Genomic DNA, 20805 nt, shown 5'->3' on the forward strand with positions numbered 1-20805 from the left:
CGCCAGGCGCGCGCGGGAAGATCCTTCTCGCACGCTCGCTGGCCCGCTAGTCGGCACCCAGGAGTTCACCCACGTAGTTGGCAACGGCCCAGACCGCCGACATTGTCCCCGGGTAGTCCATCCGCATCGGACCGACCACCCCCATGCCGCCCAGCGCCGCCGCGCCACGGCCGTAGCCGGTCGCGACGACGGCGGTGGACCGCAGCGCGTCAACGTCGGTTTCACGGCCGATGCGTACCGTAACGGTACCTGGCTCGCGAGCCCAGCCGATCAGCTTGAGCAGGACGACCTGCTCCTCGAGCGCCTCGAGGATCGCCCGCAGCGAGTCGGAGAAGTCCAGCGCCGAACGGGTCAGGTTCGCCGTTCCCGCGAGCGCGATCCGCTCCTCCTGCCGCTCGACCAGCGTCTCGATGAGGACGGTGGCGAGTGCCGTGAGCTGCGTGCGCAGGCCCGGGCCCGCCTCGTCCGGCAGGATGGCGGCGGCCTCGGCGGCGTCGGCGAGCCGGCGACCGCCCAGCGCCCGGTTGAGCACGGTGCGCAGCTCGGCGACCGTCTCCTCGTCGATCGGCTCGGCGATGTCGACGACCCGCTGCTCCACCCGAGCCGCGTCGGTGATCAGGACGATCAGCAGCCGGCCGGGGCTGATCTGGACGACCTCGATGTGGCGCACCCGGCTGGTGGTCAGCGACGGGTACTGCACGACGGCGACCTGCCGGGTCAGCTGGGCGAGCAGCCGGACCGAGCGGCGCACCACGTCGTCGAGGTCGACCGCGCCCTCGAGGAAGTTCTGGATGGCGCGGCGCTCCGCCCGCGACAGCGGCCTGACGCCGGAGAGCCGGTCGACGAACAGCCGGTAGCCCTTGTCCGTCGGGATGCGGCCCGCGCTGGTGTGCGGCTGGGTGATGTAGCCGTCTTCCTCGAGCGCGGCCATGTCGTTGCGGACCGTGGCCGGCGAGACCCCGAGCGCGTGCCGCTCGGCGAGTGCCTTGGAACCGACCGGCTCGTTGCCGATCACGAAGTCCTCGACGATCGCCCGCAGCACTTCCAGGCGGCGTTCCTCGAGCACGTCACGCACCCCCTCGGCGACCACCGGACCGGACACCACGTACCCGGCGAGATCCGCCGGGCCACGGCGGCCCTGGCCACCTCCGCTGCCATGGCGGCCGGAGCGCGGGATCAACGCGCCCCCTCCGCCGTCGAGCCACCGCCGGCCACCGACCGGCTGACGGCGGCGACGTGGCGTGGCCTCGTGAGCCCCACCCGGACCGGCCAGTGGCCGGCGGGACGAGGCTCGCCGGGACCGGTGACCGTGYCGCTGCGCACCCTGGTCGTCCGCGCCGTCTTTGTTCGCATGGTCCATGGTGCGCATGTCGGGCCCGGCGAGTGGCCAGATCGATCCATTTGACCTCGACCCACCTGGCACTCCATCGCCGTGAGTGCCAAGTCTAACCGGCAACCGCCGGCTCGCGCGCGGCACCAGCCGCGCCYGTCAGAGGTCAGGCAGGAGGGCGCGCACGACGGTGTCGGTCAGCAGCCGGCCCTGCCTGGTCAGGCTGATCCGGCCGGCGGCGAGGCCCGCCGGGTCAGCCAGGCCGGAGGCGACCAGGTCGTCGACGGCGGCGAGCCCGCCGGGGGTGAGCTCGACGACCGGCAGGCCCTCGGCGAGGCGCACCCCGAGCATCACCCGCTCGACGTGGCGGTCGGCCGGGGAGACGGTCTCGCGGGCCTGGGCCGGGCTCTGGCCCGCGCGCAGGCGCTGGGTGTACTCGGTCGGGTGGCGGACGTTCCACCAGCGCACCCCGCCGACGTGGCTGTGCGCCCCCGGGCCGATCCCCCACCAGGTCGCGCCGCGCCAGTAGCCCATGTTGTGCCGGCACCAGGCCTCCGGACCGCTGGCCCAGTTGCTCACCTCGTACGCGGCGAGGCCCGCGGCCTGGAGGGTCTCGTCCGCCTGGATGTAGCGGTCGGCGAGCTGGTCGTCGTCGGTCTCGAGCAGCTCGCCCCGGCGGACGCGGCGGGCGAGCTTCGTGCCTTCCTCGACGGTGAGCGCGTAGGCGCTGACATGGTCGGGAGCGAGGTCGACGGCGGCGTCGAGGCTCGCCGCCCAGTCCCGTTCCGACTCCCCGGGGGCGCCATAGATCAGGTCGACGCTGACCTGCTCGAAGCCGGCCTTGCGCGCCCAGTCGACGACGTCGGGCAGCCGGCCGGGGGTGTGCTGGCGGTCGAGGGCGGCGAGCACGTGCGGCCGGGCGCTCTGCATCCCGAAGGAGACCCGGGTGAGGCCCGCGGCGCGCAGCTGCTCCAGCGCGGCCGCGTCGACGGACTCGGGATTGGCCTCGGTGGTGACCTCGGCGCCGGGGCGCAGGCCGAACGCGTCGTCGACGGCGCAGACCAGCGCGGCGAGGTCCGCCGGAGGCAGCAGGGTCGGGGTGCCGCCGCCGAAGAACACCGTGTCCACCGCCGGCGCGCCGGGGCCGAGCACCCGGGCGGCCAGCCGGATCTCGGCGGACGCGGTGGTGGCGAAGGTGGCGGCACTCGCGCCGCCACCGAGCTCGGCCGCGGTGTAGGTGTTGAAGTCGCAGTATCCGCAGCGGGTCGCGCAGTACGGCACGTGGATGTAGATCCCGAACGCGTGCCGGGGGAGCTCGGCGAGCGCCGCGGCCGGCAGCGTCCCGTCGGCCGGTGGGGACTGACCCTCGGGCGGCTTGGCGGACATGTCCTCCAGTGTGCGCCCGCCGGCGGGGTGTCCCGCTTCCCCAATCCACGTAATAGGCATGGTTCCTGTAGGTTCCGCGTGGTCTTACCGACTGGCGCGAGCGTGGGCCCGTTACCCCATCGCCGAATGTTTACCTGTGGTTGGTATGCGTTGCAGCCATGATGGGCGTGTCGTCATGGCTTTGTCGCGATCCGTACGGAAGGATCGGACATATGGACGAAGACGTCATGGATCTCCCCATCGAGGCGGACCTGCTGGAGGAGGGCCTGGCGCTGCTGCCGCCGCGGACCACCGAGTWCCGCTCCGGCACCGTCTCCTACCCCTGGGCCGAGGAGCCGATCACCCAGCCCATCAGGCTCCCGCTGGCCGCCCCCACCGCCCTCGCGTCGCCGGTGGTCGAGCTGTAACCAACGCCAGCGCGACGCGGACGGGCCGCCCGGGGCGATCGCGAAGCGGCGCGGCGACGCCACACCGCGAGACCAACCGCGGGCGCGGTACTCATCGAGGGCACAGCAAAAGCCGGGACGCGGATGCGTCCCGGCTTTTCGCCAGCTTCCGGTATGGAGCTGCCAGCTTCCGATATGGGAGCCGGTTCAGGAGCTGGTGATGCTCGCGTGCTGCTTGGCCATCGCCGACTTGCGGTTGGCGGCCTGGTTGGCGTGGATGACGCCCTTGCTGACGGCCTTGTCGAGCTTGCGAGAGGCGATCTTCAGCGACTCGGTAGCGGTCTCGACGTCACCGGCGTCGGCGGCGTCACGGAAGCGGCGCACGACGGTCTTCAGCTCGGACTTCACGGCCTTGTTGCGCAGCCGCGCCTGCTCGTTGGTGCGAATACGCTTGATCTGCGACTTGATGTTGGCCACGCGGAGAAACCTCGTCGTCGAGTCGGGACTAGATCTTCGGTCTGGGTGCCGCATCCAGGGTGCCGTGCCCGCGGGCGGGCGCCCGTGAGCCGTGTACCGCGGGTCGGAGTCGGACCATGGCGGCCCGAAGCGCCGTCAGCCAACCACAGGTCAGCCGACAGCCCGTCCACCACGATCGCCCCACCACGTCAGCCGTGCTGTGTCTGCTCGCGCGGCGCACGGTGGACCCGATGCAGCGCGGTCAACATTACCGCACCTATGACCAACAGTTATGCCGGGCTGACGCCGACAGGGCGTGACGGTCCTCTAGCCGTGCCGCTGGAGGGCCGCCGGGACGCCGCTGGGGCGTCACGGAGGTGTCGCCGGCCACGCCATGCGTGGCGCGCGGTCCAGCCTCGCCCGGGATCCTGGCACGATGGAGGGGAGCCCGCGCCCGCGCGGGCGGACCACCGTCCGGCGCCGCCGGCCGGCGGGGCGGGTCCGTGGGCCGGACCCGCCCGCCCGAACCGTCGGCGTGCCCATCCAGAAACGAGACCTGCCCGCGTGTCCTCAGCCCCGCAGGCGCCCGGTGTCGACCAGGCGTTGATCCGTAACTTCTGCATCATCGCGCACATTGACCACGGCAAGTCGACCCTCGCCGACCGCATGCTCGGCGTGACCGGCGTGGTCGAGGCGCGCAACATGCGCGCCCAGTACCTCGACCGGATGGACATCGAGCGCGAGCGCGGAATCACGATCAAGGCGCAGAACGTCCGCCTGCCCTGGAAGGCCGACGACGGCAGGGACTACGTCCTGCACCTCATCGACACCCCCGGGCACGTCGACTTCACCTACGAGGTCAGCCGCTCGCTCGCCGCCTGCGAGGGCGCCGTCCTGCTCGTCGACGCGGCCCAGGGCATCGAGGCGCAGACGCTGGCGAACCTGTACCTGGCGATCGAGAACGACCTGACGATCATCCCCGTCCTCAACAAGATCGACCTGCCGGCGGCGCAGCCGGAGAAGTACGCCGAGGAGATCGCGCAGATCATCGGCTGCGAGCCGAGCGACGTGCTGCGGGTCTCCGGCAAGACGGGCGTGGGCGTCCCCGAGCTGCTCAACGAGGTCGTACGGAAGGTCCCCCCGCCCGCGGGCGACCCGAACGCCCCGGCCCGTGCGATGATCTTCGACAGCGTCTACGACATCTACCGGGGCGTCATCACCTACGTCCGGGTGATCGACGGCTCGATCACCACCCGGGACCGCTGCCTGATGATGTCCACCGGGGCGGCCCACGAGACACTCGAAGTCGGCGTCATCTCGCCGGAGCCGGTGGTCACCGGGTCGCTGTCGGCCGGCGAGGTCGGCTACGTCATCCCCGGGGTCAAGGACGTCCGGCAGGCCAGGGTCGGCGACACGATGACCTCGGCGCGGCGCCCCGCGACCGAGATGCTCGGCGGCTACCGCGACCCGCTGCCCATGGTCTACTCGGGCCTCTACCCGATCGACGGCAGCGAGTACCCGGCGCTGCGCGAGGCGCTGGACAAGCTGCAGCTCAACGACGCGGCGCTCACCTTCGAGCCGGAGACGTCGGCGGCACTCGGTTTCGGCTTCCGCTGCGGCTTCCTCGGCCTGCTGCACCTGGAGATCGTCCGGGAGCGGCTGGAGCGCGAGTTCGGCCTGACGCTCATCTCCACCGCGCCGAACGTCGTCTACCGGGTCGTGATGGAGGACCTCACCGAGCACACCGTCACCAACCCGAGCGACTGGCCGAGCGGCAAGATCTCCGAGGTGTACGAGCCGATCGTGAACGCGATGGTGCTGCTGCCGACGGACTTCGTCGGCGCGGTGATGGAGCTGTGCCAGTCGCGGCGCGGGGTGCTCAAGGGGATGGACTACCTGGCGGCCGACCGGGTCGAGCTGAAGTACACGATGCCGCTCGGTGAGATCATCTTCGACTTCTTCGACGCGCTGAAGTCGCGGACCCGCGGCTACGCGAGCCTGGACTACGACCCGGCCGGCGAGTCGCAGTCCGACCTGGTGAAGGTTGACATCCTGCTGCAGGGCGAGACCGTCGACGCTTTCTCGGCGATCGTGCACAAGGACAAGGCCTACGCCTACGGCGTCTCGATGACCGGCAAACTGCGCGAGCTGATTCCGCGCCAGCAGTTCGAGGTGCCGATCCAGGCCGCCATCGGCAGCCGGATCATCGCCAGGGAGAACATCCGCGCGATCCGCAAGGACGTGCTCGCCAAGTGCTACGGCGGTGACATCACCCGTAAGCGCAAGCTGCTGGAGAAGCAGAAGGAGGGCAAGAAGCGGATGAAGACGATCGGTCGGGTCGAGGTCCCGCAGGAGGCCTTCATCGCGGCCCTGTCCAACGACGCCTCCAAGAGCAACCGCTCCGGCTAGCTCTGGCTGGCCCCGGCCAAAGGCGGTGCCGCCGGGGTTCCCGCCGGATCCGCGGAGCTCGCGGAGGCCGCGAACCACCCGCGGGCTGAAATCGCGATCATGCCTGCGGCGAAGCGGGTCACCTCGCCAGAACCAGTACCGGGCGTGGAGGAGACGCTTGGAGGTCAGGGGCGGGTGATGCGGTCGAGGGTCTCGAGGTAGGCGACGGCGATCACCACGGCGAGCGGCAGGGCGAGCAGGACCCAGGCGCTGGTGAGGTCGGAGAGCGCGATCAGAACGGTGAGGACCGCCGTGACCGTGAACAGCAGGCCGCGCATCCAGCCGGCGGGCAGGGTCCGGAAGCCGAACCCTTCCCGTCCCTCGATGTCCCCGGGCGGGCCGATGTCGCCCGGGCTGACGGCGCCGTTCGGGCCGGGACTGGCGGCGGCGGCCGGGTGGCCGGGTTCCTGGCCGAGGGCGGGAGCCGGGCGGGCGGCCTCGTGCCGGCCTGCCTCGTGGCGGCCGCTCATCGGGCACCCGCGCCGGCACGGCCGCGGCGTCCGCGGGCTTCGACGACGGTGTGGATGAGTGTCTCCAGCGCGTAGGCGGGGTCGGCGGCGCCGCCCTTGACGCCGGCGTCGGCGGTGGCGGCGGCGCGCAGGGCGCGGGCCAGGCCTTCGTCCGACCAGGCGCGGGCGGTGCGCTGGGCACGTTCGACCTTCCAGTCCGGCATGCCGAGCGCGCGGGCGAGATCGTACTTGGAGCCGCCGCCGGCGCCCGCGACCCTGGTGAGGTCGCGCAGGCCGCCCGTCACCGCGCTGCCGATGAGCACCGTCGCGGTACCAGCCTCGAGGGCCTGGCGCAGCAGGGTGAGCGCGCCGGCCAGGTCGCCGGCGAGCGCGGCGTCGGCGACGGCGAAGCCGCTGGCCTCGGCACGGCCGCGGTGGAAACGGTGGACGGCGGCCTCGTCGATCGGGCCGTCGGTGTCGGCGACCAGCTGTTCGCAGACGGCCGCGATCTCGCGCAGGTCGCTGCCGACGGCGTCGAGCAGGGTGGTGACCGCGGCGTCGGCGATCTTCCCGCCGGCGCGGCGCACCTCGGCGACGACGAAGTCGTGCCGCTCCCGGGGCCGTGTGATCTTCGAAACAGCGATCACCCTGGCGCCCGCGGCCTTCATCGCGTCGGCGATCTTACGGTTGCGGACCGCGCCGTTGTGGACGACGACGAGCACGACGTCGTCCATCGGATGGGCGACGTAGGCGATCAGCGCGTCGCGCAGCTCGTCGGTGAGCTCCTGGGCGGCGCGCACGACCACGGCGCGCAGCCCGCCGAACAGCGACGACGCGCCGAGGTCGACGACGTCGGACTCGGTGAACTCACCCGCCGCCCGGTCGGCCACCTCCAGATCCAGGTCGGCGGCGCGGGCGGCGACGAGCGTCTCGCGTACGGCCCGGGCGACCAGTAGCTCCTCGTCTCCCTGGACGAGGACGAGCGGTGGGACCGTCGGTGGCACGGCACCGAGCATGGCACACCGCGGCCGGTCCGGCCGATCACGCCCGCCGCGCGCCTGTCGTTCCGTTCGCGTCGTCGTCGGCGGCGGCGACGGCGGCGGCGACGACGGCGGCGACGGCGGCGGCGGCGACGGCGGCGGCGGCGTCGTCGCCATCAGCCAACCCGGCCCATGTGCGCGCGACGATGGCGGGGCCTCACGCGCCGGGAGTCACCAGGCCGGAAGTCACCAGAGCTGTCACTGCCCATGGGCGCAAGGCGATGGCGGAGCCTCGCGCGTCCGAAGGCGACCAGACCATCAGGCGTCCTGGTGCTGGCGGCGCGCGACGAGGGCGGGGACGCCGTCGGGGGTGACGACGACGGCCGTGGCACCGTCCGTGTCGGTGCGGGCGTAGGGGATTCCGGCGGCGGTGAGCGCGGCGAGGGTGCCGGGTGCCGGGTGGCCGTACTGGTTGCCGGCGCCGACGCTGATCAGCGCGGCCTGGGCGCCGGAGGCGCCGAGCAGGCCGGCGTCCTGGCTCGCGGAGCCGTGATGGGCGACCTTGAGAACGTCGATGCGGGGCGCGGCGGCGGCGACCGCCCCGGCGGTCAGCAGCTGGCGTTGCTCCTCGTGTTCCGCGTCGCCGGCGAGCAGGATCGTCAGCCCGCCGGTGTGGGCGACGGAGATCAGACTGTTGTTGTTCGGGTCGCTGTCGGTGCCGCGCAGGGGACGCACCGGCCCGATGATCTGGAGGGTGACCGGCCCGACCGCGCGGCTGCCCCCGGCACCGGCCTCGACGAGCGGCACGCCGGCTGCCTCCGCCTCGGCCCGCAGCGCCGCCCACCGGTCCGCCGGCTGGTGTAACGGCCCGACGAGGACCTCGCCCACCGGCAGGTGCCCGAGCACGGACGAGAGCCCGTCGACATGGTCGGCGTGCAGGTGGGTGAGCAGCACGACGGGCAGCCGGCGGATCCCCAGGTCGTGGAGGCAGGCGGTGAGCGCGCCCGGGTCCGGCCCGGCGTCGACCAGCACACCGGCGCCTGGCCCGGCGGCGAGCACGAGGGCGTCCCCCTGGCCGACGTCGCAGGCGACGAGCAGCCAGCCGGGCGGCGGCCAGCCGGCGAGCCGGTCGACGAGGACGCACCGGGCGAGCAGCAGCCCGGTCGCCGCGGCCGCGCACACCCGCCGCCCGCGCGGTCGGCGCAGCGCGGCGAGCGCCGTAGGCAGGGCCGCGAGCGCGGCGAGCGCTCCGAGCGGTCCGCCGGGCCAGCGCACGGTCGCGCCGGGCACGTCCGCCGCCGTCCGCGCGACCAGGACGAGCCATCGGCACGGCCAGCCCGCGAGCCAGGCGGCCAGCCGGGCGGGCCCGCCGCTGACGGGCCCCACGGCCAACGCGACGACGCCGAGCACGGTGACCGGGGCGACCGCGACCGCCGCCGCGACGTTCGCCGGTATCGCCACCAGGCTGACACCGCCGCCGATCCAGGCGATCACCGGCGTGCAGGCCAGCTGCGCCGCCGCCGCCACCGCGGCGCCGTCCGCTAGCCAGTGCAGCCGGGGCGGCAGCCGCCGGGCGAGCCGGTCACGCCAGCCGGGCGCGACGATGACGATGCCCGCGGTGGCCAGCACCGACAGCGCGAACCCGGCCGAGAGCGCGAGCCGTGGGTAGGCCAGCACCAGTACGGCGACCGTGGCCGACAGCGCGGGCAGCACCGAGGCGCGCCGCCCGGTGCCGGTCGCCACCGCCGCGAGCAGCCCCATCGCGGCGGCCCGCAGCACGCTCGCGGACGGCCGGGCGATGACGACGAACCCGACGATCGTCGCGGCGGCCCACAGCGCCCTGGACCGCACGCCGACGCGGGTCCGCCGCATCGCCGCCAGCAGCGCACCGGTGAGGATCACGACGTTCCCACCGCTGACGGCGGTGAGGTGGGTGAGCCCGGCGGCGCGGAAGTCGTCGCGCAGGCCCGGGTCCAGCGCGCTGACGTCGCCGTCGACCAGCCCGGGGAAGAGCCCGCGGGCGGGTTGTGGCAGCACGCTGGCGGCGGCGCGCAGGTCGGCACGCATCCGGCCCGCGACCCGCTGGTACCAGACCGGCCCGGCCACGGGTCTCGGCGGGCCGCGGACGAACAGCACGGCGCCGACCTGGTCGCCCGGCCGCGGCGGCTCGAGCCGCGCGTCGACGGCCACCCTGGTGCTCGGCAGCAGCCCCGACCAGCCGTCTCCCGGTGCCAGGACCAGAACCGGTACGTCCAGCCGCGCGACCACGCCACCCGGCGCCGCGCCGGTGACGCCACCGGCGCTCGCCGTGGTGCCAGCGGTCGCGGCGTTGGACGCCACCGCGCGCGTCCCGGCGGCGCGCTGCCTCGTGGCCAGCACGACGAGCCGCGCGGGGACCGCGACGTTGCCGGAACCACCGGCCGGGCCGGCGAGACCGCCTCCGATGGGGTGCGGGTCATCGGTGACGACGAGCTCGACGCCGACCGTCGCCCGCGCGGCGGCCAGCTGCGCGAGCACGCCGGACCGGCCGTCCTGGCCGCCGACCCCGGCCACGAACACACCCGCCGCGAGCCCCGCCACCGCTGCCACGGCGGCGGCCAGCCACCCCCGGCGCCCCGTCCCGGGCCGGCCTCGCTCGGCGACCAGCAGCGCCCCGCCGACCAACGGTGCCATCCCGCCGATCACCGCCGCCGCGATCAGCACCGCGGCCGATGGCCCCCATCGCCCCGCGAGCGCCGCCCCGCCCCACACGGCCACGGCCGGGACCGCGAGCCGCAGATCCAGCGGCGGGCGCTCCGTCTCGACGTTCCCATCGCCGCTCGCCGCGGGTCCGCCACCGGGCACCCCGCGATCCGACGTCACCGCATGATCCGACGTCACCGCCTGGCCCGCCGGCATCCGGTTGGGCCGCCCGCTCACAGCGCGATCAGCGGGAGCAGCTCGGCCAGGCGCTGGTCCCCGACGCCCGGAACCTCGGCGAGCTGGTCCGGCGAGGCGAACGGACCGTTCTCCTCCCGGTACCGCACGATCCGCTCGGCGAGCACCGGGCCGATGCCGGGCAGCGTGTCCAACTGCTCGGCCGTCGCCGTGTTCAGGTGGACCGGGCCCGCGGTCCCCGATCCCCCGCCTGGTCCGCCACCGGCACCGCCGGGCCCCGCATCAGCCGCTGGCCCGGCGGTCGCGCGGCCCGGTTTGCCGTCGACGAGGATCTGCTCACCGTCCACGAGCTGGCGGGCGAGCGCGAGGCCCGTGGTGTCGGTACCCGGCAGCACTCCCCCGGCCCGTTCGATCGCGTCGATGACCCGTGCCCCGGCCGGCAGGCGTACCACCCCGGGCTCGCGCACCAGGCCGGCGACGTCGACGACCACCTCGGCGGCCGGGGTGGGGCTTCGGCTCGCCCCACCGGACGCGCTCACCGCGGCGGACGCCGCGCCGGCCCACGCGGCGCCGGCGGGCGCGCCGGTCCCGGCCGTCGCGCGCACAGTCCCGCCGCCGGCCGCGGTGTCGATCCGGACCGGCCGGCCATGCCAGGCGAAGAAGGCGGCGACGGCCGCGGCCACCAGTGCGACGAGCGCGAGCACCATCGCGCCGCGGGCCGCCGGGTCGAGCACGGCGCCCCGCAGCGCCGCTGGCAGCCGGGCACCCAGCTCCCGCCCCCGCCGGTGCCCCGCCGGCTCCGGCTCTCGCTCGAACGAGGCGCCGTGGTCCAGCGCGCCCAGGTACGCGCCGTCAGGCTCGCCGAGCGGTGGCCCGCCGTCCTCCCACGGCTGCGCACCCGCCGGGCCCCCTGGCGCCCAATCATGATCGTCCGCCGGGTGGGACCCCCGCCGCGTGGCTCCGAGTCCGGAGTCCACCGAGCGCAGCCCGAGCAGGGCGCCGATGTCCGGCGGAACCGCCCGCCTGGAGGCGGCCCAGCCGGCCGGATCTCCACCCCGATCCGCCGGCTCCTGGCCGGGCGGACCATCCTCGCCGGGCAGGAAGCCCCGGTCAGACGCGGCCCACGCCACCGGTTCCTCCTCCTCGCCAGGACCCGTCAGGAGGAGGTCGGAGCTGGCCGGGAGGGCGGTGAGGGAGAACTCGGAGAGGTCGGGCAGGTGGGCGCGGCCGGGCAACGTCCGGTCCGCGGAGGCGTCGATCAGACCGCGCCCGGGGCCGGTAGCGGCGGCGCGACCGACACGGTCAGGGCGGTCGAGATGCTGATCGGTCATGGGCCGGACCGTAGGCCGGTGCGGCGCCGCCGCGGGCCCGGCGGCGAGCAGCTGTGGACAGCGATCGCCCGTCCACAGCCCTGTCCGATCCAGGCCGAGGCCCTGTCAGCATGGCGAGGACGGCTGGGACGAGCGGCACACCATCCGGACGCGGAGCGGCGGGGGGAATACGCAGGTCGCTCTATATAGTTGCTCAGGCAACGATCGGCGGCAACCAGCGCCAGTCGAGACGTCCACCGCCACCGGCGGCGGTGGAGATCCGCGTTACCGGGAGGACCACATGTCCGAAGCCACCGTCACCACGACCGACCTGTCCGCGCTGACCGGCACCTGGGCCGTCGACGCCGCGCACTCGCGCATCGGCTTCTCGGCCAAGCACGCGATGGTCACGACAGTACGTGGCTACTTCAACCAGTTCGAGGGCACCCTTCAGCTGGACGGCTCCGCTCCGGCCAAGTCGGCCGCCAACGTGACGATCCAGACGGCCAGCTTCGACACCGGCGTTCCGGACCGTGACGGCCACGTCCGCTCGGCCGACTTCCTCGACGTCGAGAACTTCCCGACGCTTACCTTCGYCAGCACCGGCGTCAGCCAGGACGGCGACGAGTACACGTTGCGCGGCGACCTGACCATCAAGGGCGTCACCAAGCCGGTCGAGCTGGCGATGGAGCTCGAGGGCAGCTCGCTGGACCCGTTCGGCAACACCCGCGCCGGGTTCACCGGCACCACCACCATCAGCCGCAAGGACTTCGGCCTGACGTGGAACGCCGTCCTGGAGACCGGCGGCGTCCTCGTCAGCGACAAGGTCAAGATCCAGCTCGACATCTCCGCCATCAAGCAGGCCTGACCCACCCGGACGACTCACCACCCGTCGCAGGCCCGCCTGCCACGGCCCCCGCGACGCAACCTCGCCGTCGGCCCATGATCTGGTGGGCTCGCCGCCCAGCGGCACAGCCGCGATGCGGACGAGCCCACCAGGTCATGGGCCCTCGCGGGCCTCCGACAGGAGCTTCGTCACGCACATGCCACCCGGTCGCTGCGCCGGCTCGGAACAGCCTCTCCCTGCACGGCACTGGTGCACTGCGTAAAGATGATCAAGACGCTCGTGTCCGCGACGACCTCGACGCTCTGACTGTGCCCGGTATAGGTGATCTTCGTCCTGTCCTGGGAGATGGACTGCTGGAAGAACGCGTAGCCGGCGGTGGGCATCGCCTGCCGGTAGTACTCCACGGCCGCGGCCGGAGTCACGCCCCTGACGACGAGGGTCGCGTCGGTGCGCTTGTCGGAGGACAGATCCCAGGTCGCTCCCGCGGGGAACGGAAAGTTCTCGGGAATGATCGTCCCGTCCAACGATTCGCCGCCGGCCGACGCCGACACAGATGCCGCCAGGGTCGCGGGCATGGGGCTGACACCCAGGTCCGTGTGCAGATTGTTGAACATGTCGGGAAGCGGCTCGGTGCGTACCGGGACGGGCACGTCGGTTGGCTGATCGGTAGGCGATGCCGATGTGGCTGACGCGGCCGTGGCAGAAGTGTCGGAACTGGTCCCGCCGCACGCGGTGACCAGGAACATCAGCCCTAGGCCGACACTTGCCATTATCGGCCGAAAAACCGACTTTCCAGTCCCCATCGAATCCCCCGTTCGGTCGCGCGAGATGCGCGCCTTTTCAGTCAAATTTCTCGACCGCGCTCACCCGAAAGGCCGCCCGTACCGCGGGCCCCGGATGGGGCCGGCGCACGACTCCGACGACCAGGACATACCAGGTCAGCACACTCTTTTCCGCCGACCGGATTAAAGCATCGCATCCTCGACGGACAACCACGCGGGCCCATGAACCGCCAGCGTCGAGGTGGACGGCCGTCGGGACAACCCCGTCGTCGCCACGGCAGACATCACCATGTGTGATCAATCGTTTCGGATTACCGCTCCCCGGGGCAGTAGCGGCGGTCATCCCCGGCCCGGGCAACCGTCCGGCGGACCTCGTCGAGCGTGCCGACGCCGCCCGCTACCGCGCCAAGCGCGCCGGCCGCCACCGTGTCGAGGTGGCCGGCCCGACAAGGCCCCCGGCGAGCTCCCCACGGCACCACCAGCCAGCGGCGCTGACCAAACGGCGCCAGYCAGCGGCGCTGACCAACGGCGCCGGCCAACGCTCAGCCGGTCGCCCGTCAGACGTGGCCGGACAGATCGACAGGAGCCTCGGCCGCCGTCGGGGACGAGAGGTCGGGGGCGGTGAAGAGATCGATGGGCTCGCCCGCCACCGGGGCGGAGGCGGGAGCGGTCTCCCGGGGATCGGGGACGCCCGGCGGGAGCTCGATGCGTTCGACCAGGGTGGGGCCCTGGTTACGGACGTCGCCGACGGCGGCGTCGACGGGGTGGAGCTCGAACACGCCCGCCGGCGCTGGGACGAGCAGCGCGCGCAGGGCGTCGGCGTCGGCGTAGCTCGGGTCGAGCCAGCGGTCCCAGGCCGCGGCCGGCAGGACGACCGGGGAGCGGTCGTGCAGGAACTCCAGGCCGACGGCCGGGCCGGTGGTGAGGATCGTGTAGGTGGTCAGTGGCTCGTCACCACCGCGCCACACCTCATACAGGCCGGCGAAGGCGAGCAGCGGGCCGGCCGGGCCGATGCCCGGGTGCTGACCTCGGTGGATGTAGTACGGCTGGCCGCGCTTCTTCTTCTCGGGCCGGTGCCACTCGTAGAAGCCGGTCACGGGGACCAGGCAGCGCCGCGCGGCGAACGGCTTGCGGAACACCGGCTTCTCGGCGATCGTCTCCGACCGCGCGTTGATCATTCGCGAGCCGATGGAGACGTCCTTCGCCCACGACGGCACCAGCCCCCAACGGGCCAGCCGCAGCACGCGGGCGCTCGCGGCGGGAGGCTCGGAGGAGCCGTCGGCGTCGCCGGAGGAGTCCTCCGGCGACGGCTTCGGGCGCTCGGCTGTCACGATCGGCTGGGTGGTGGTCGGGGCGACGTTGTAGCGCTCGCGCACCTCGCCGCCGGTGTCGTCACGGGCCGACATCGCGTCGGCGAGGTCGTCCGCGCTCAGCGTCTGGGTGTACCGGCCGCACATGTGCTCAGCCTAGAACCGCCCTACGACGATTCGGAGCGCGCGCCGCTACCAGACGCCGGCGAGCAGCGCGGTACCGCCGGCCAGGCAGGCAAGGCTGGACACGGCGAAGACGGCGATCCACAGGCCCGCGGGCATGCCGGTGAGGCGGGCGAGCTGGTCGGGGTCGGAGCCGCCGCCGTGCCGTCGGCGGCGGGACCGTGACACCTCGTACACGGGCCGCACGCCGCCGATCAGCAGGAACCAGGTCACGCAGGCGGCGAACCCACCTCGCAGCGCGTCCGGGGCGACGATCGAGACGGCGAGCACGACCAGGATGCTCACCACCACCGACAGCAGGCCGAACCCGTTGCGGATCACCACCAGCACGCCGACCAGCAGCACCACGAACAGCTGCAGCAGCAGCGCGGTGCGCCCGGTCGACACCAGTGCCGCCGCGCCGAGGCCGAGCAGCGCCGGCGCCGGGTAGCCGGCGACGACCGTGCAGATCACCCCGGGCCCGGTAGGCCGGCCCGAGGAGATCGTCACCCCGGAGGTGTCCGAGTGCAGCCGGATCCCGGCCAGGCGGCGCCCGGCGCACAGCGCGACGATGGCGTGCCCGGCCTCATGGACGATCGTGATGACGTGCCGGGCGATGGGCCAGGAGCGGTTGCTGGCGACGGCCAGCAGGGCGAGCAGGCCGGCGGCGGCGAGCACCGCGCGGCTCGGCGCCGGCTGGACGACGAGCGCCCGGTGCAGCAGGTCGGACAGGGCCGTCTCCTCGATGGGGTGTCTCGGGACCGGCGACAGCGTGGCGGTGTCACCGCGGCGGCCGTCCCGATGACGAGCCATCGCGGTGATCACACGGCCGTCGGCCGTATTCCCCTACCGCCCGTTCATACCGGTTTCCGCGGAGAAGCGGCACCCGGCCGCCGTCGCCCGGCCGGCGTGGGCCGAGAGTGTCCGCCGGTGGCGGTAATGTTGGCCGGCCGGCGACGGCCGCGGTGGCCTACGCCGAAGCGGCACGCGGGCACGCGGGCACGCCCCGGCTCGCGGCCTGACGTGGCCTCGCTTGGCCTGGCCTCGGAAGGTCGCCGAAGCCACGCCCGCCCGGCTGGCGCTGGGCGAGCCGGCGCGCTCCGGGCGGACGAYTGGACAGGACGGAGGCCACAGGTGGCGGAGTACGTGTACCGGCCGGTCATCAGCGTCGCGCTCGGGCTGTTCCGGGCACTCGACCTGAAGCTCGACGTGCGCGGCAAGGAGAACATCCCGGCGACCGGCGGCGCCGTGGTGCTCATCAACCACATCTCCTACCTGGACTTCGCGCTCGCGGGCGTGCCGTTCTGGCACGAGCGCAAGCGCATGGTCCGGTTCATGGCGAAGAAGTCGACCTTCGAGAGCAAGGTGACCGGCCCGCTGATGCGCGGCATGCACCACATCCCGGTCGACCGGGCCGCCGGTGCCGGGTCGCTGAAGGTGGCGATCGACGCGCTGCGCGCCGGCGAGCTGGTCGGCGTGTTCCCCGAGGCGACGATTCACCCGCACTACCGCCTGGCTCCGTTCAAGTCCGGCGCGGCGCGGATGGCCAGCGAGGCCGACGTCCCGGTGATCCCGCTGGTCATCTGGGGCAGCCAGCGGATCATGACCAAGGGCCAGCCGCGCAACCTGCGCAAGGCACGGCACACTCCGGTCTCGCTCACGGTCGGCGCCCCGATCCCGCCGGCGGAGCTCGCGGACCCGGCGGCGGGCACCGCCCTGCTGTTCGACGCGATGAGCAAGCTGCTCGACGAGGACCAGCGCCGCTACCCGCCGCCCGCGCCCGGCGAGCCTGACTGGTGGCAGCCGGCCCACCTGGGCGGTTCCGCGCCACCACGCCCGGACGCCGCCGCCGCCCGTCCCGGCGACGCACCCGCCGGGGCGCCCACCGCTCACCCACTGCCCGGCCAGGCCCCGCGGGAGAAGACGCTGGTGGAACGGGTGCCACCGGAACAGGCGCCGACGGCCGGCGAGGGCACGGCGACGGCACCGGCCGGGCAGCCGGCGCCCCCGGCGGTCTGACGGCTTTCTGTCAGGCTGTTTGACGGGAGCCGGCCGCGCGGCGGATCGTCCGAATCGCCAGGCTTCGACGCCCCGTCGACGACGACGGACCGTACCTCGCTCGCCGCCATCCGGGCGGCCTCGGCGAGGCTGGCTCCCGCGATGCCGCGCCGCGCGCGGCCGAGAACCCGGAGAGTTGTTGATGGTGTCGCACCCGGACGTCGCCGACAGCAGCACGATCAGGGACAGGGCGGTCAGGGACAGCGCCGCGGCGGGCGGCGCGGTCAGCGACGAGGAGTTCGTCGACGCGCTGCCCAAGGTCGAGCTGCATGTCCATCTCGAGGGCTCGATGCTGCCCGGCACGGTGCTCGCGCTCGCCCGCCGCCACCAGGTCGAGGACATCCCGACCTCCGAAGAGACGCTGCGCGAGTGGTACGCCTTCAAGGACTTCAACCACTTCCTGCGCGTCTACCGGACGGCGGTGCGGGTGCTGCGCGACGAGGACGACTTCGCGCTGCTCGCCCGCGAGACCGCCCTCAACCTCGCCGCGCAGAACGTCCGCTACGCGGAGATCTACTTCACCCCGTACATCCACACGATGCGCGGCGTCCCGATCGAGGACGTGTTCGCCGGCATCAACCGCGGCCGGGCCGAGGCGCGGGCGGCGACCGGCATCGAGATCCGCTGGATGGCCGACATCCCCGGCGGCCTGCCCGACGTCGACATCCTCGAGGTCGCCGACCTCACCGTCGGGTACGCGATCGACCACGGCGGTGACAGCGTCATCGGCCTCGGCGTCGGCGGCGCCGAGGCGGGCGTTCCCCGGCCGCAGTTCGCCAAGGCGTTCGCGGCGGCGCGGGCGGCCGGCCTGCGCAGCATCCCGCACGCCGGCGAGACGACCGGTGCCCGCACGATCTGGGACAGCGTCGAGTACCTGGGTGCCGACCGGATCGGTCACGGCATCCGGTCGTTGGAGGACTCCGCGCTGGTCGCGCGGCTGCGCGCCGACCGCATCCCGCTCGACGTCTCGCCGACGTCCAACCTGTGCACCGGCGTCGTCGCCGACTACCCGAGCCACCCGCTGCCCAGGCTGATCGCCGAGGGGCTGCCGGTCACGCTGAACAGCGACGACCCGCCGATGTTCGGCACGACCCTGCGCGAGGAGTACCTGCACGCGCTGCGCGACCTGGGCCTGTCCCGCGCGGCCGTCGCCGGGCTCGCCGCGGYGGGCGTCCGCCACTCGTTCCTCGACGAGGACCGCAAGGAGGCCCTGGTCGCCGAGCAGCGCGCCGTCGTCGACGCGCTCACCGCGCGCTGACGCGTCGCAGTCATGATCGCCGGTTCAGCCCGCTGGCGGTTGGGCGTCTTCTGGCGGTGCTCGCAACACCCAGGCTTCTGGGGGTTGTGAGGATCGTGGCGTCGTCGCCGTTCCGTGACCACCGGAGGTCTCAACCGGCGATCATGCCAGCCGGCTGAACGTGGCGGTCGCCGGTTGACGCGTATCAGAACCTCCGCGCGTCGGAACTACTCGTGTCGGAACTAAGGGACAGCACGGATCCGCCAGCGCTCCCGACGGGTTACTCTCTGGCGCAGGCCGACCAGGCGCGGACGCGCGGCCATCGCGCTGGATACCCGCCGGGCCTCTCAGGACGGGGCCGGGCCGCCCGAGCATCCCTCGGACGGCCCGGTTACGGGATTGGCAGTCCGTGTTACGGGTCGATGGCCGGCGGTGGCGCGGCACGTTCGTCAGCCGCCGCGAGCGGCGCGGATCATCCGGAGCCGGAAGATTCGGCTGACGGCCAGATGGGCGATGAAGATCGCCCCGGCGAGCCAGTAGTTGCCGGCACCGAACGCGCGCTGGCCGGGCAACGGCACGAGGGTGTATGTGATCAGCACCGCGGCCGCGGCGTAGAACAGCCCGATCGTGACGGCCCCGTACCAGGGCGGCGCGCCGGGCAACCCGGCGGCACCAGCCGCGGCGCTCCCACCAGCACCCGGACTCACGGGCGCGCCGGTCCTGTCGTCCATCCGCTGTCCTTCACCGAAGTTGGCCGCCCGAGCAGGACCGATCTCGCCCGTCCGGACGGGACTGCCCAAGCGGGGCCTTACATCAATCGCGAATCTTGTCAGCTTTTATGACATGTGAAACAGTCTGTGTCTAGCGGCAGCCCTCGGCGGCCCGGCCGGCGCCCTTCTGGCCAGGCGCCTCAGCCCGCCGCGCCTGGTTGTCCCGCGCCTGTCCCTGGAGGTCCGCGATGTCGGCTCCCGTCCTGGCCGCCCCCGGTGGCGTCGTCTGGCGTGACAGCCGCCGGTACCTGTGGCTGACCGGCCTGGTGCCGCCCGTGCTGCCGATCGTGGGCTACGGCCTGTGGCACCGGACCGGCAGCGACATCCCGTGGTGGATCACGCCGCTCTTCGTCTTCGTCCTGCTTCCTCTGCTCGACGGCACGACCCCGGTCGATCCCACCAATCCGCCCGCCGGAATCGGCGACCGCCTGCAGGCCGACCGTTACTACCGCTGGGCGACGTTCCTCTACCTCCCGCTCACCGGCGTCTGCCTCGCCCTGGGTTGTCAGGCGTGGGCCGCCGGCGAGATCGGGCCGATAGGCCGGGCCGGGCTCGTGCTGTCGGTAGGCACGGTCTCCGGCGTCGGGATCAACGCGGCCCACGAGCTGGGGCACAAGCGGGAGCGCGTCGAACGCTGGCTGTCGAAGCTGATGCTGGCGCCGACGGCCTACGGCCACTTCTACGTCGAGCACAACCGCGGCCACCACGTCCGGGTGGCGACGCCCGAGGATCCCGCCAGTGCCCGCCTTGGTGAGGGATTCTGGCGATTCTGGCCGCGGACCGTCGCTGGCAGCGCGCGATCGGCCTGGCAGCTGGAGGCGCACCGGTTGCGGCTGCGGGGACGCCGGATCTGGTCGGCCCGCAACGAGGTACTGCACTCATGGGCGCTCACGGCCGTCCTGTTCGCGGCGCTGGCGGCGGCGTTCGGGCCGGAGGCGCTGGTGTTCCTCGCGCTCCAGGCCGTTGTCGGCTTCTCGTTCCTGGAGGTCGTGAACTACATCGAGCACTACGGCCTGGCCCGGCAGCGCACCGCCGCCGGCCGCTACGAGAAGGTCGACCCGCGGCACAGCTGGAACAGCGACGCGGTCGTCTCCAACCTGGCGCTCTACCAGCTCCAGCGCCACAGCGACCATCACGCCAACCCGACCCGCCGTTACCAGGCACTGCGCTCGTTCGACGGCTCACCGCAACTGCCATCCGGATACTCGACGATGATCCTCCTCGCGCTGGTACCGCCGCTGTGGCGCCGGACCATGGACCGCCGCGTGCTCGCCCACTACCGCGGCGACGTCACGCTGGCCAACCTCGCGCCGCGCCGCCGCGCCGATCTGCTCACCCGCCACGCGCGCAACGCCGACGAGTCAGCCTCGACCGAGCCGGCCTCGACCGCATGACGGGCGAGAGCCCGCGGTTCGCGGACGCGACCCGCGACCGGCTGCGCGAGGCCCTGCTCGACGCGGCCGCCGAGATCCTGCGCGAGCAGGGCGCACGCCAGGCGCGGATGGCCGACGTCGCGCGCCTCGCCGGCGTCAGCCGCCAGACGCTCTACCAGCACTTCGGCTCGCGAGACGCTCTGGTGCGGGCGCTGCTGCTGCGCGAGACCGGCCGCTTCCTCGACGCCGTCGGCGATGCCGTCGTCAGCCATGCCGACGACGCGCAGGCCGCCGTCGCCGCCGCCTTCGAGGTGTTCCTGGCGGCTGTCGCCGAGGACACGCTGGTGAAGTCGATGATGACCGGCGCGGACGGGCTCGCCGGCCTGCTGGCCCAGCACGGCCCGCCGCTGCTGGGCGCCGCCCGCGAGCAGTTGGTGACCTGCTTCCACCGGGCGTGGCCGGACGGGGAGCCGGCCGACGGCCAGCTCGTCGCCGACTGTGTGGTCCGCCTGGCGATGAGCTACCTGACCCTCCCGGGCGGCGCGCCCGAGCTCACCGGCCAGTCCGTCGCCCGCATCCTCGGCCCTTTCGTCCTCGCCGCCACCAACACCGCCCACCGGCCGGCCGCGACGCCCGCCCAATGA

The 20805-nt window shown here is 73.4% G+C and carries 19 protein-coding genes; 7 read left to right on the forward strand and 12 right to left on the reverse strand.

Annotated features, from left to right (window positions below; all coding sequences use genetic code 11):
• Positions 1-46: 46 nt before the first annotated feature.
• Positions 47-1066, reverse strand: a complete 1020-nt coding sequence (gene hrcA / locus BL253_RS29350) for a heat-inducible transcriptional repressor HrcA (protein WP_076820589.1) — start codon at positions 1064-1066, stop codon at positions 47-49.
• Positions 1067-1489: 423 nt separating this feature from the next.
• A complete protein-coding gene (hemW, locus tag BL253_RS29355) occupies positions 1490-2716 on the reverse strand; it encodes a radical SAM family heme chaperone HemW (protein WP_076820554.1) in 1227 nt (408 codons plus the stop codon).
• A 212-nt stretch (positions 2717-2928) separates the two neighbouring features.
• On the opposite strand from hemW, the gene BL253_RS29360 reads away from it, so the two are divergent.
• Positions 2929-3123, forward strand: a complete 195-nt coding sequence (locus BL253_RS29360; RefSeq protein ID WP_076820555.1) for a hypothetical protein — start codon at positions 2929-2931, stop codon at positions 3121-3123.
• Between the two features lie 186 nt (positions 3124-3309).
• Here BL253_RS29360 and rpsT read toward each other — a convergent pair whose 3' ends face one another.
• Positions 3310-3579, reverse strand: a complete 270-nt coding sequence (gene rpsT, locus BL253_RS29365) for a 30S ribosomal protein S20 (protein ID WP_076820556.1) — start codon at positions 3577-3579, stop codon at positions 3310-3312.
• 543 nt (positions 3580-4122) lie between these two features.
• Here rpsT and lepA point away from each other — a divergent pair.
• Positions 4123-5967 (forward strand): translation elongation factor 4, encoded by a 1845-nt coding sequence (gene lepA / locus BL253_RS29370; RefSeq protein ID WP_076820557.1) that lies wholly within the window; start codon positions 4123-4125, stop codon positions 5965-5967.
• A 164-nt stretch (positions 5968-6131) separates the two neighbouring features.
• Here the strand turns inward: lepA and BL253_RS29375 are convergent, their stop codons facing one another.
• From BL253_RS29375 to BL253_RS43065, 5 genes are all read right to left on the reverse strand, one after another.
• Entirely contained in the window at positions 6132-6476 is a 345-nt protein-coding gene (locus tag BL253_RS29375) for a hypothetical protein (protein ID WP_076820558.1), read from the reverse strand.
• Positions 6473-7471, reverse strand: coding sequence for a DNA polymerase III subunit delta (gene holA / locus BL253_RS29380; RefSeq protein ID WP_076820590.1), 999 nt, complete (start codon positions 7469-7471; stop codon positions 6473-6475). The genes BL253_RS29375 and holA overlap by 4 nt, the downstream gene beginning before the upstream one ends.
• Before the next feature lie 25 nt (positions 7472-7496).
• Positions 7497-7619, reverse strand: coding sequence for a hypothetical protein (locus tag BL253_RS44895; protein ID WP_274535269.1), 123 nt, complete (start codon positions 7617-7619; stop codon positions 7497-7499).
• Positions 7620-7753: 134 nt separating this feature from the next.
• The gene (locus BL253_RS29385) at positions 7754-10297 is read right to left on the reverse strand and encodes a ComEC/Rec2 family competence protein (RefSeq protein WP_198946447.1); all 2544 of its coding nucleotides are present in this window, start codon (positions 10295-10297) and stop codon (positions 7754-7756) included.
• Positions 10298-10350: 53 nt separating this feature from the next.
• Positions 10351-11643 carry a ComEA family DNA-binding protein gene (locus BL253_RS43065; RefSeq protein ID WP_198946448.1) on the reverse strand — a complete coding sequence of 431 codons (1293 nt, stop codon included), beginning with the start codon at positions 11641-11643 and terminating at the stop codon, positions 10351-10353.
• Positions 11644-11923: 280 nt separating this feature from the next.
• On the opposite strand from BL253_RS43065, the gene BL253_RS29395 reads away from it, so the two are divergent.
• Positions 11924-12490, forward strand: a complete 567-nt coding sequence (locus tag BL253_RS29395; RefSeq protein WP_076820559.1) for a YceI family protein — start codon at positions 11924-11926, stop codon at positions 12488-12490.
• 167 nt (positions 12491-12657) lie between these two features.
• Here BL253_RS29395 and BL253_RS29400 read toward each other — a convergent pair whose 3' ends face one another.
• The 3 genes from BL253_RS29400 to BL253_RS29410 form a co-directional block, all read right to left on the reverse strand.
• Positions 12658-13119 carry a hypothetical protein gene (locus BL253_RS29400; RefSeq protein ID WP_241835259.1) on the reverse strand — a complete coding sequence of 154 codons (462 nt, stop codon included), beginning with the start codon at positions 13117-13119 and terminating at the stop codon, positions 12658-12660.
• 689 nt (positions 13120-13808) lie between these two features.
• A complete protein-coding gene (locus BL253_RS29405; protein ID WP_076820561.1) occupies positions 13809-14708 on the reverse strand; it encodes an SOS response-associated peptidase in 900 nt (299 codons plus the stop codon).
• Between the two features lie 45 nt (positions 14709-14753).
• A complete protein-coding gene (locus tag BL253_RS29410; RefSeq protein WP_241835264.1) occupies positions 14754-15401 on the reverse strand; it encodes a M50 family metallopeptidase in 648 nt (215 codons plus the stop codon).
• Between the two features lie 456 nt (positions 15402-15857).
• On the opposite strand from BL253_RS29410, the gene BL253_RS29415 reads away from it, so the two are divergent.
• Both BL253_RS29415 and add read left to right on the forward strand, forming a co-directional pair.
• A complete protein-coding gene (locus tag BL253_RS29415) occupies positions 15858-16742 on the forward strand; it encodes a lysophospholipid acyltransferase family protein (protein WP_076820562.1) in 885 nt (294 codons plus the stop codon).
• A gap of 181 nt (positions 16743-16923) precedes the next feature.
• Positions 16924-18039: an adenosine deaminase gene (add, locus tag BL253_RS29420; protein ID WP_198946449.1), complete on the forward strand. Its 1116-nt coding sequence runs from the start codon at positions 16924-16926 to the stop codon at positions 18037-18039.
• Between the two features lie 428 nt (positions 18040-18467).
• Here the strand turns inward: add and BL253_RS29425 are convergent, their stop codons facing one another.
• Positions 18468-18749: a hypothetical protein gene (locus tag BL253_RS29425; RefSeq protein WP_241835260.1), complete on the reverse strand. Its 282-nt coding sequence runs from the start codon at positions 18747-18749 to the stop codon at positions 18468-18470.
• A gap of 227 nt (positions 18750-18976) precedes the next feature.
• On the opposite strand from BL253_RS29425, the gene BL253_RS29430 reads away from it, so the two are divergent.
• Positions 18977-20182 carry an alkane 1-monooxygenase gene (locus tag BL253_RS29430; protein ID WP_076820563.1) on the forward strand — a complete coding sequence of 402 codons (1206 nt, stop codon included), beginning with the start codon at positions 18977-18979 and terminating at the stop codon, positions 20180-20182.
• Positions 20179-20805 carry a TetR/AcrR family transcriptional regulator gene (locus BL253_RS29435; protein ID WP_076820564.1) on the forward strand — a complete coding sequence of 209 codons (627 nt, stop codon included), beginning with the start codon at positions 20179-20181 and terminating at the stop codon, positions 20803-20805. The genes BL253_RS29430 and BL253_RS29435 overlap by 4 nt, the downstream gene beginning before the upstream one ends.

The sequence above is a fragment of the Pseudofrankia asymbiotica genome (assembly GCF_001983105.1).
Taxonomy (GTDB): domain Bacteria; phylum Actinomycetota; class Actinomycetes; order Frankiales; family Frankiaceae; genus Pseudofrankia; species Pseudofrankia asymbiotica.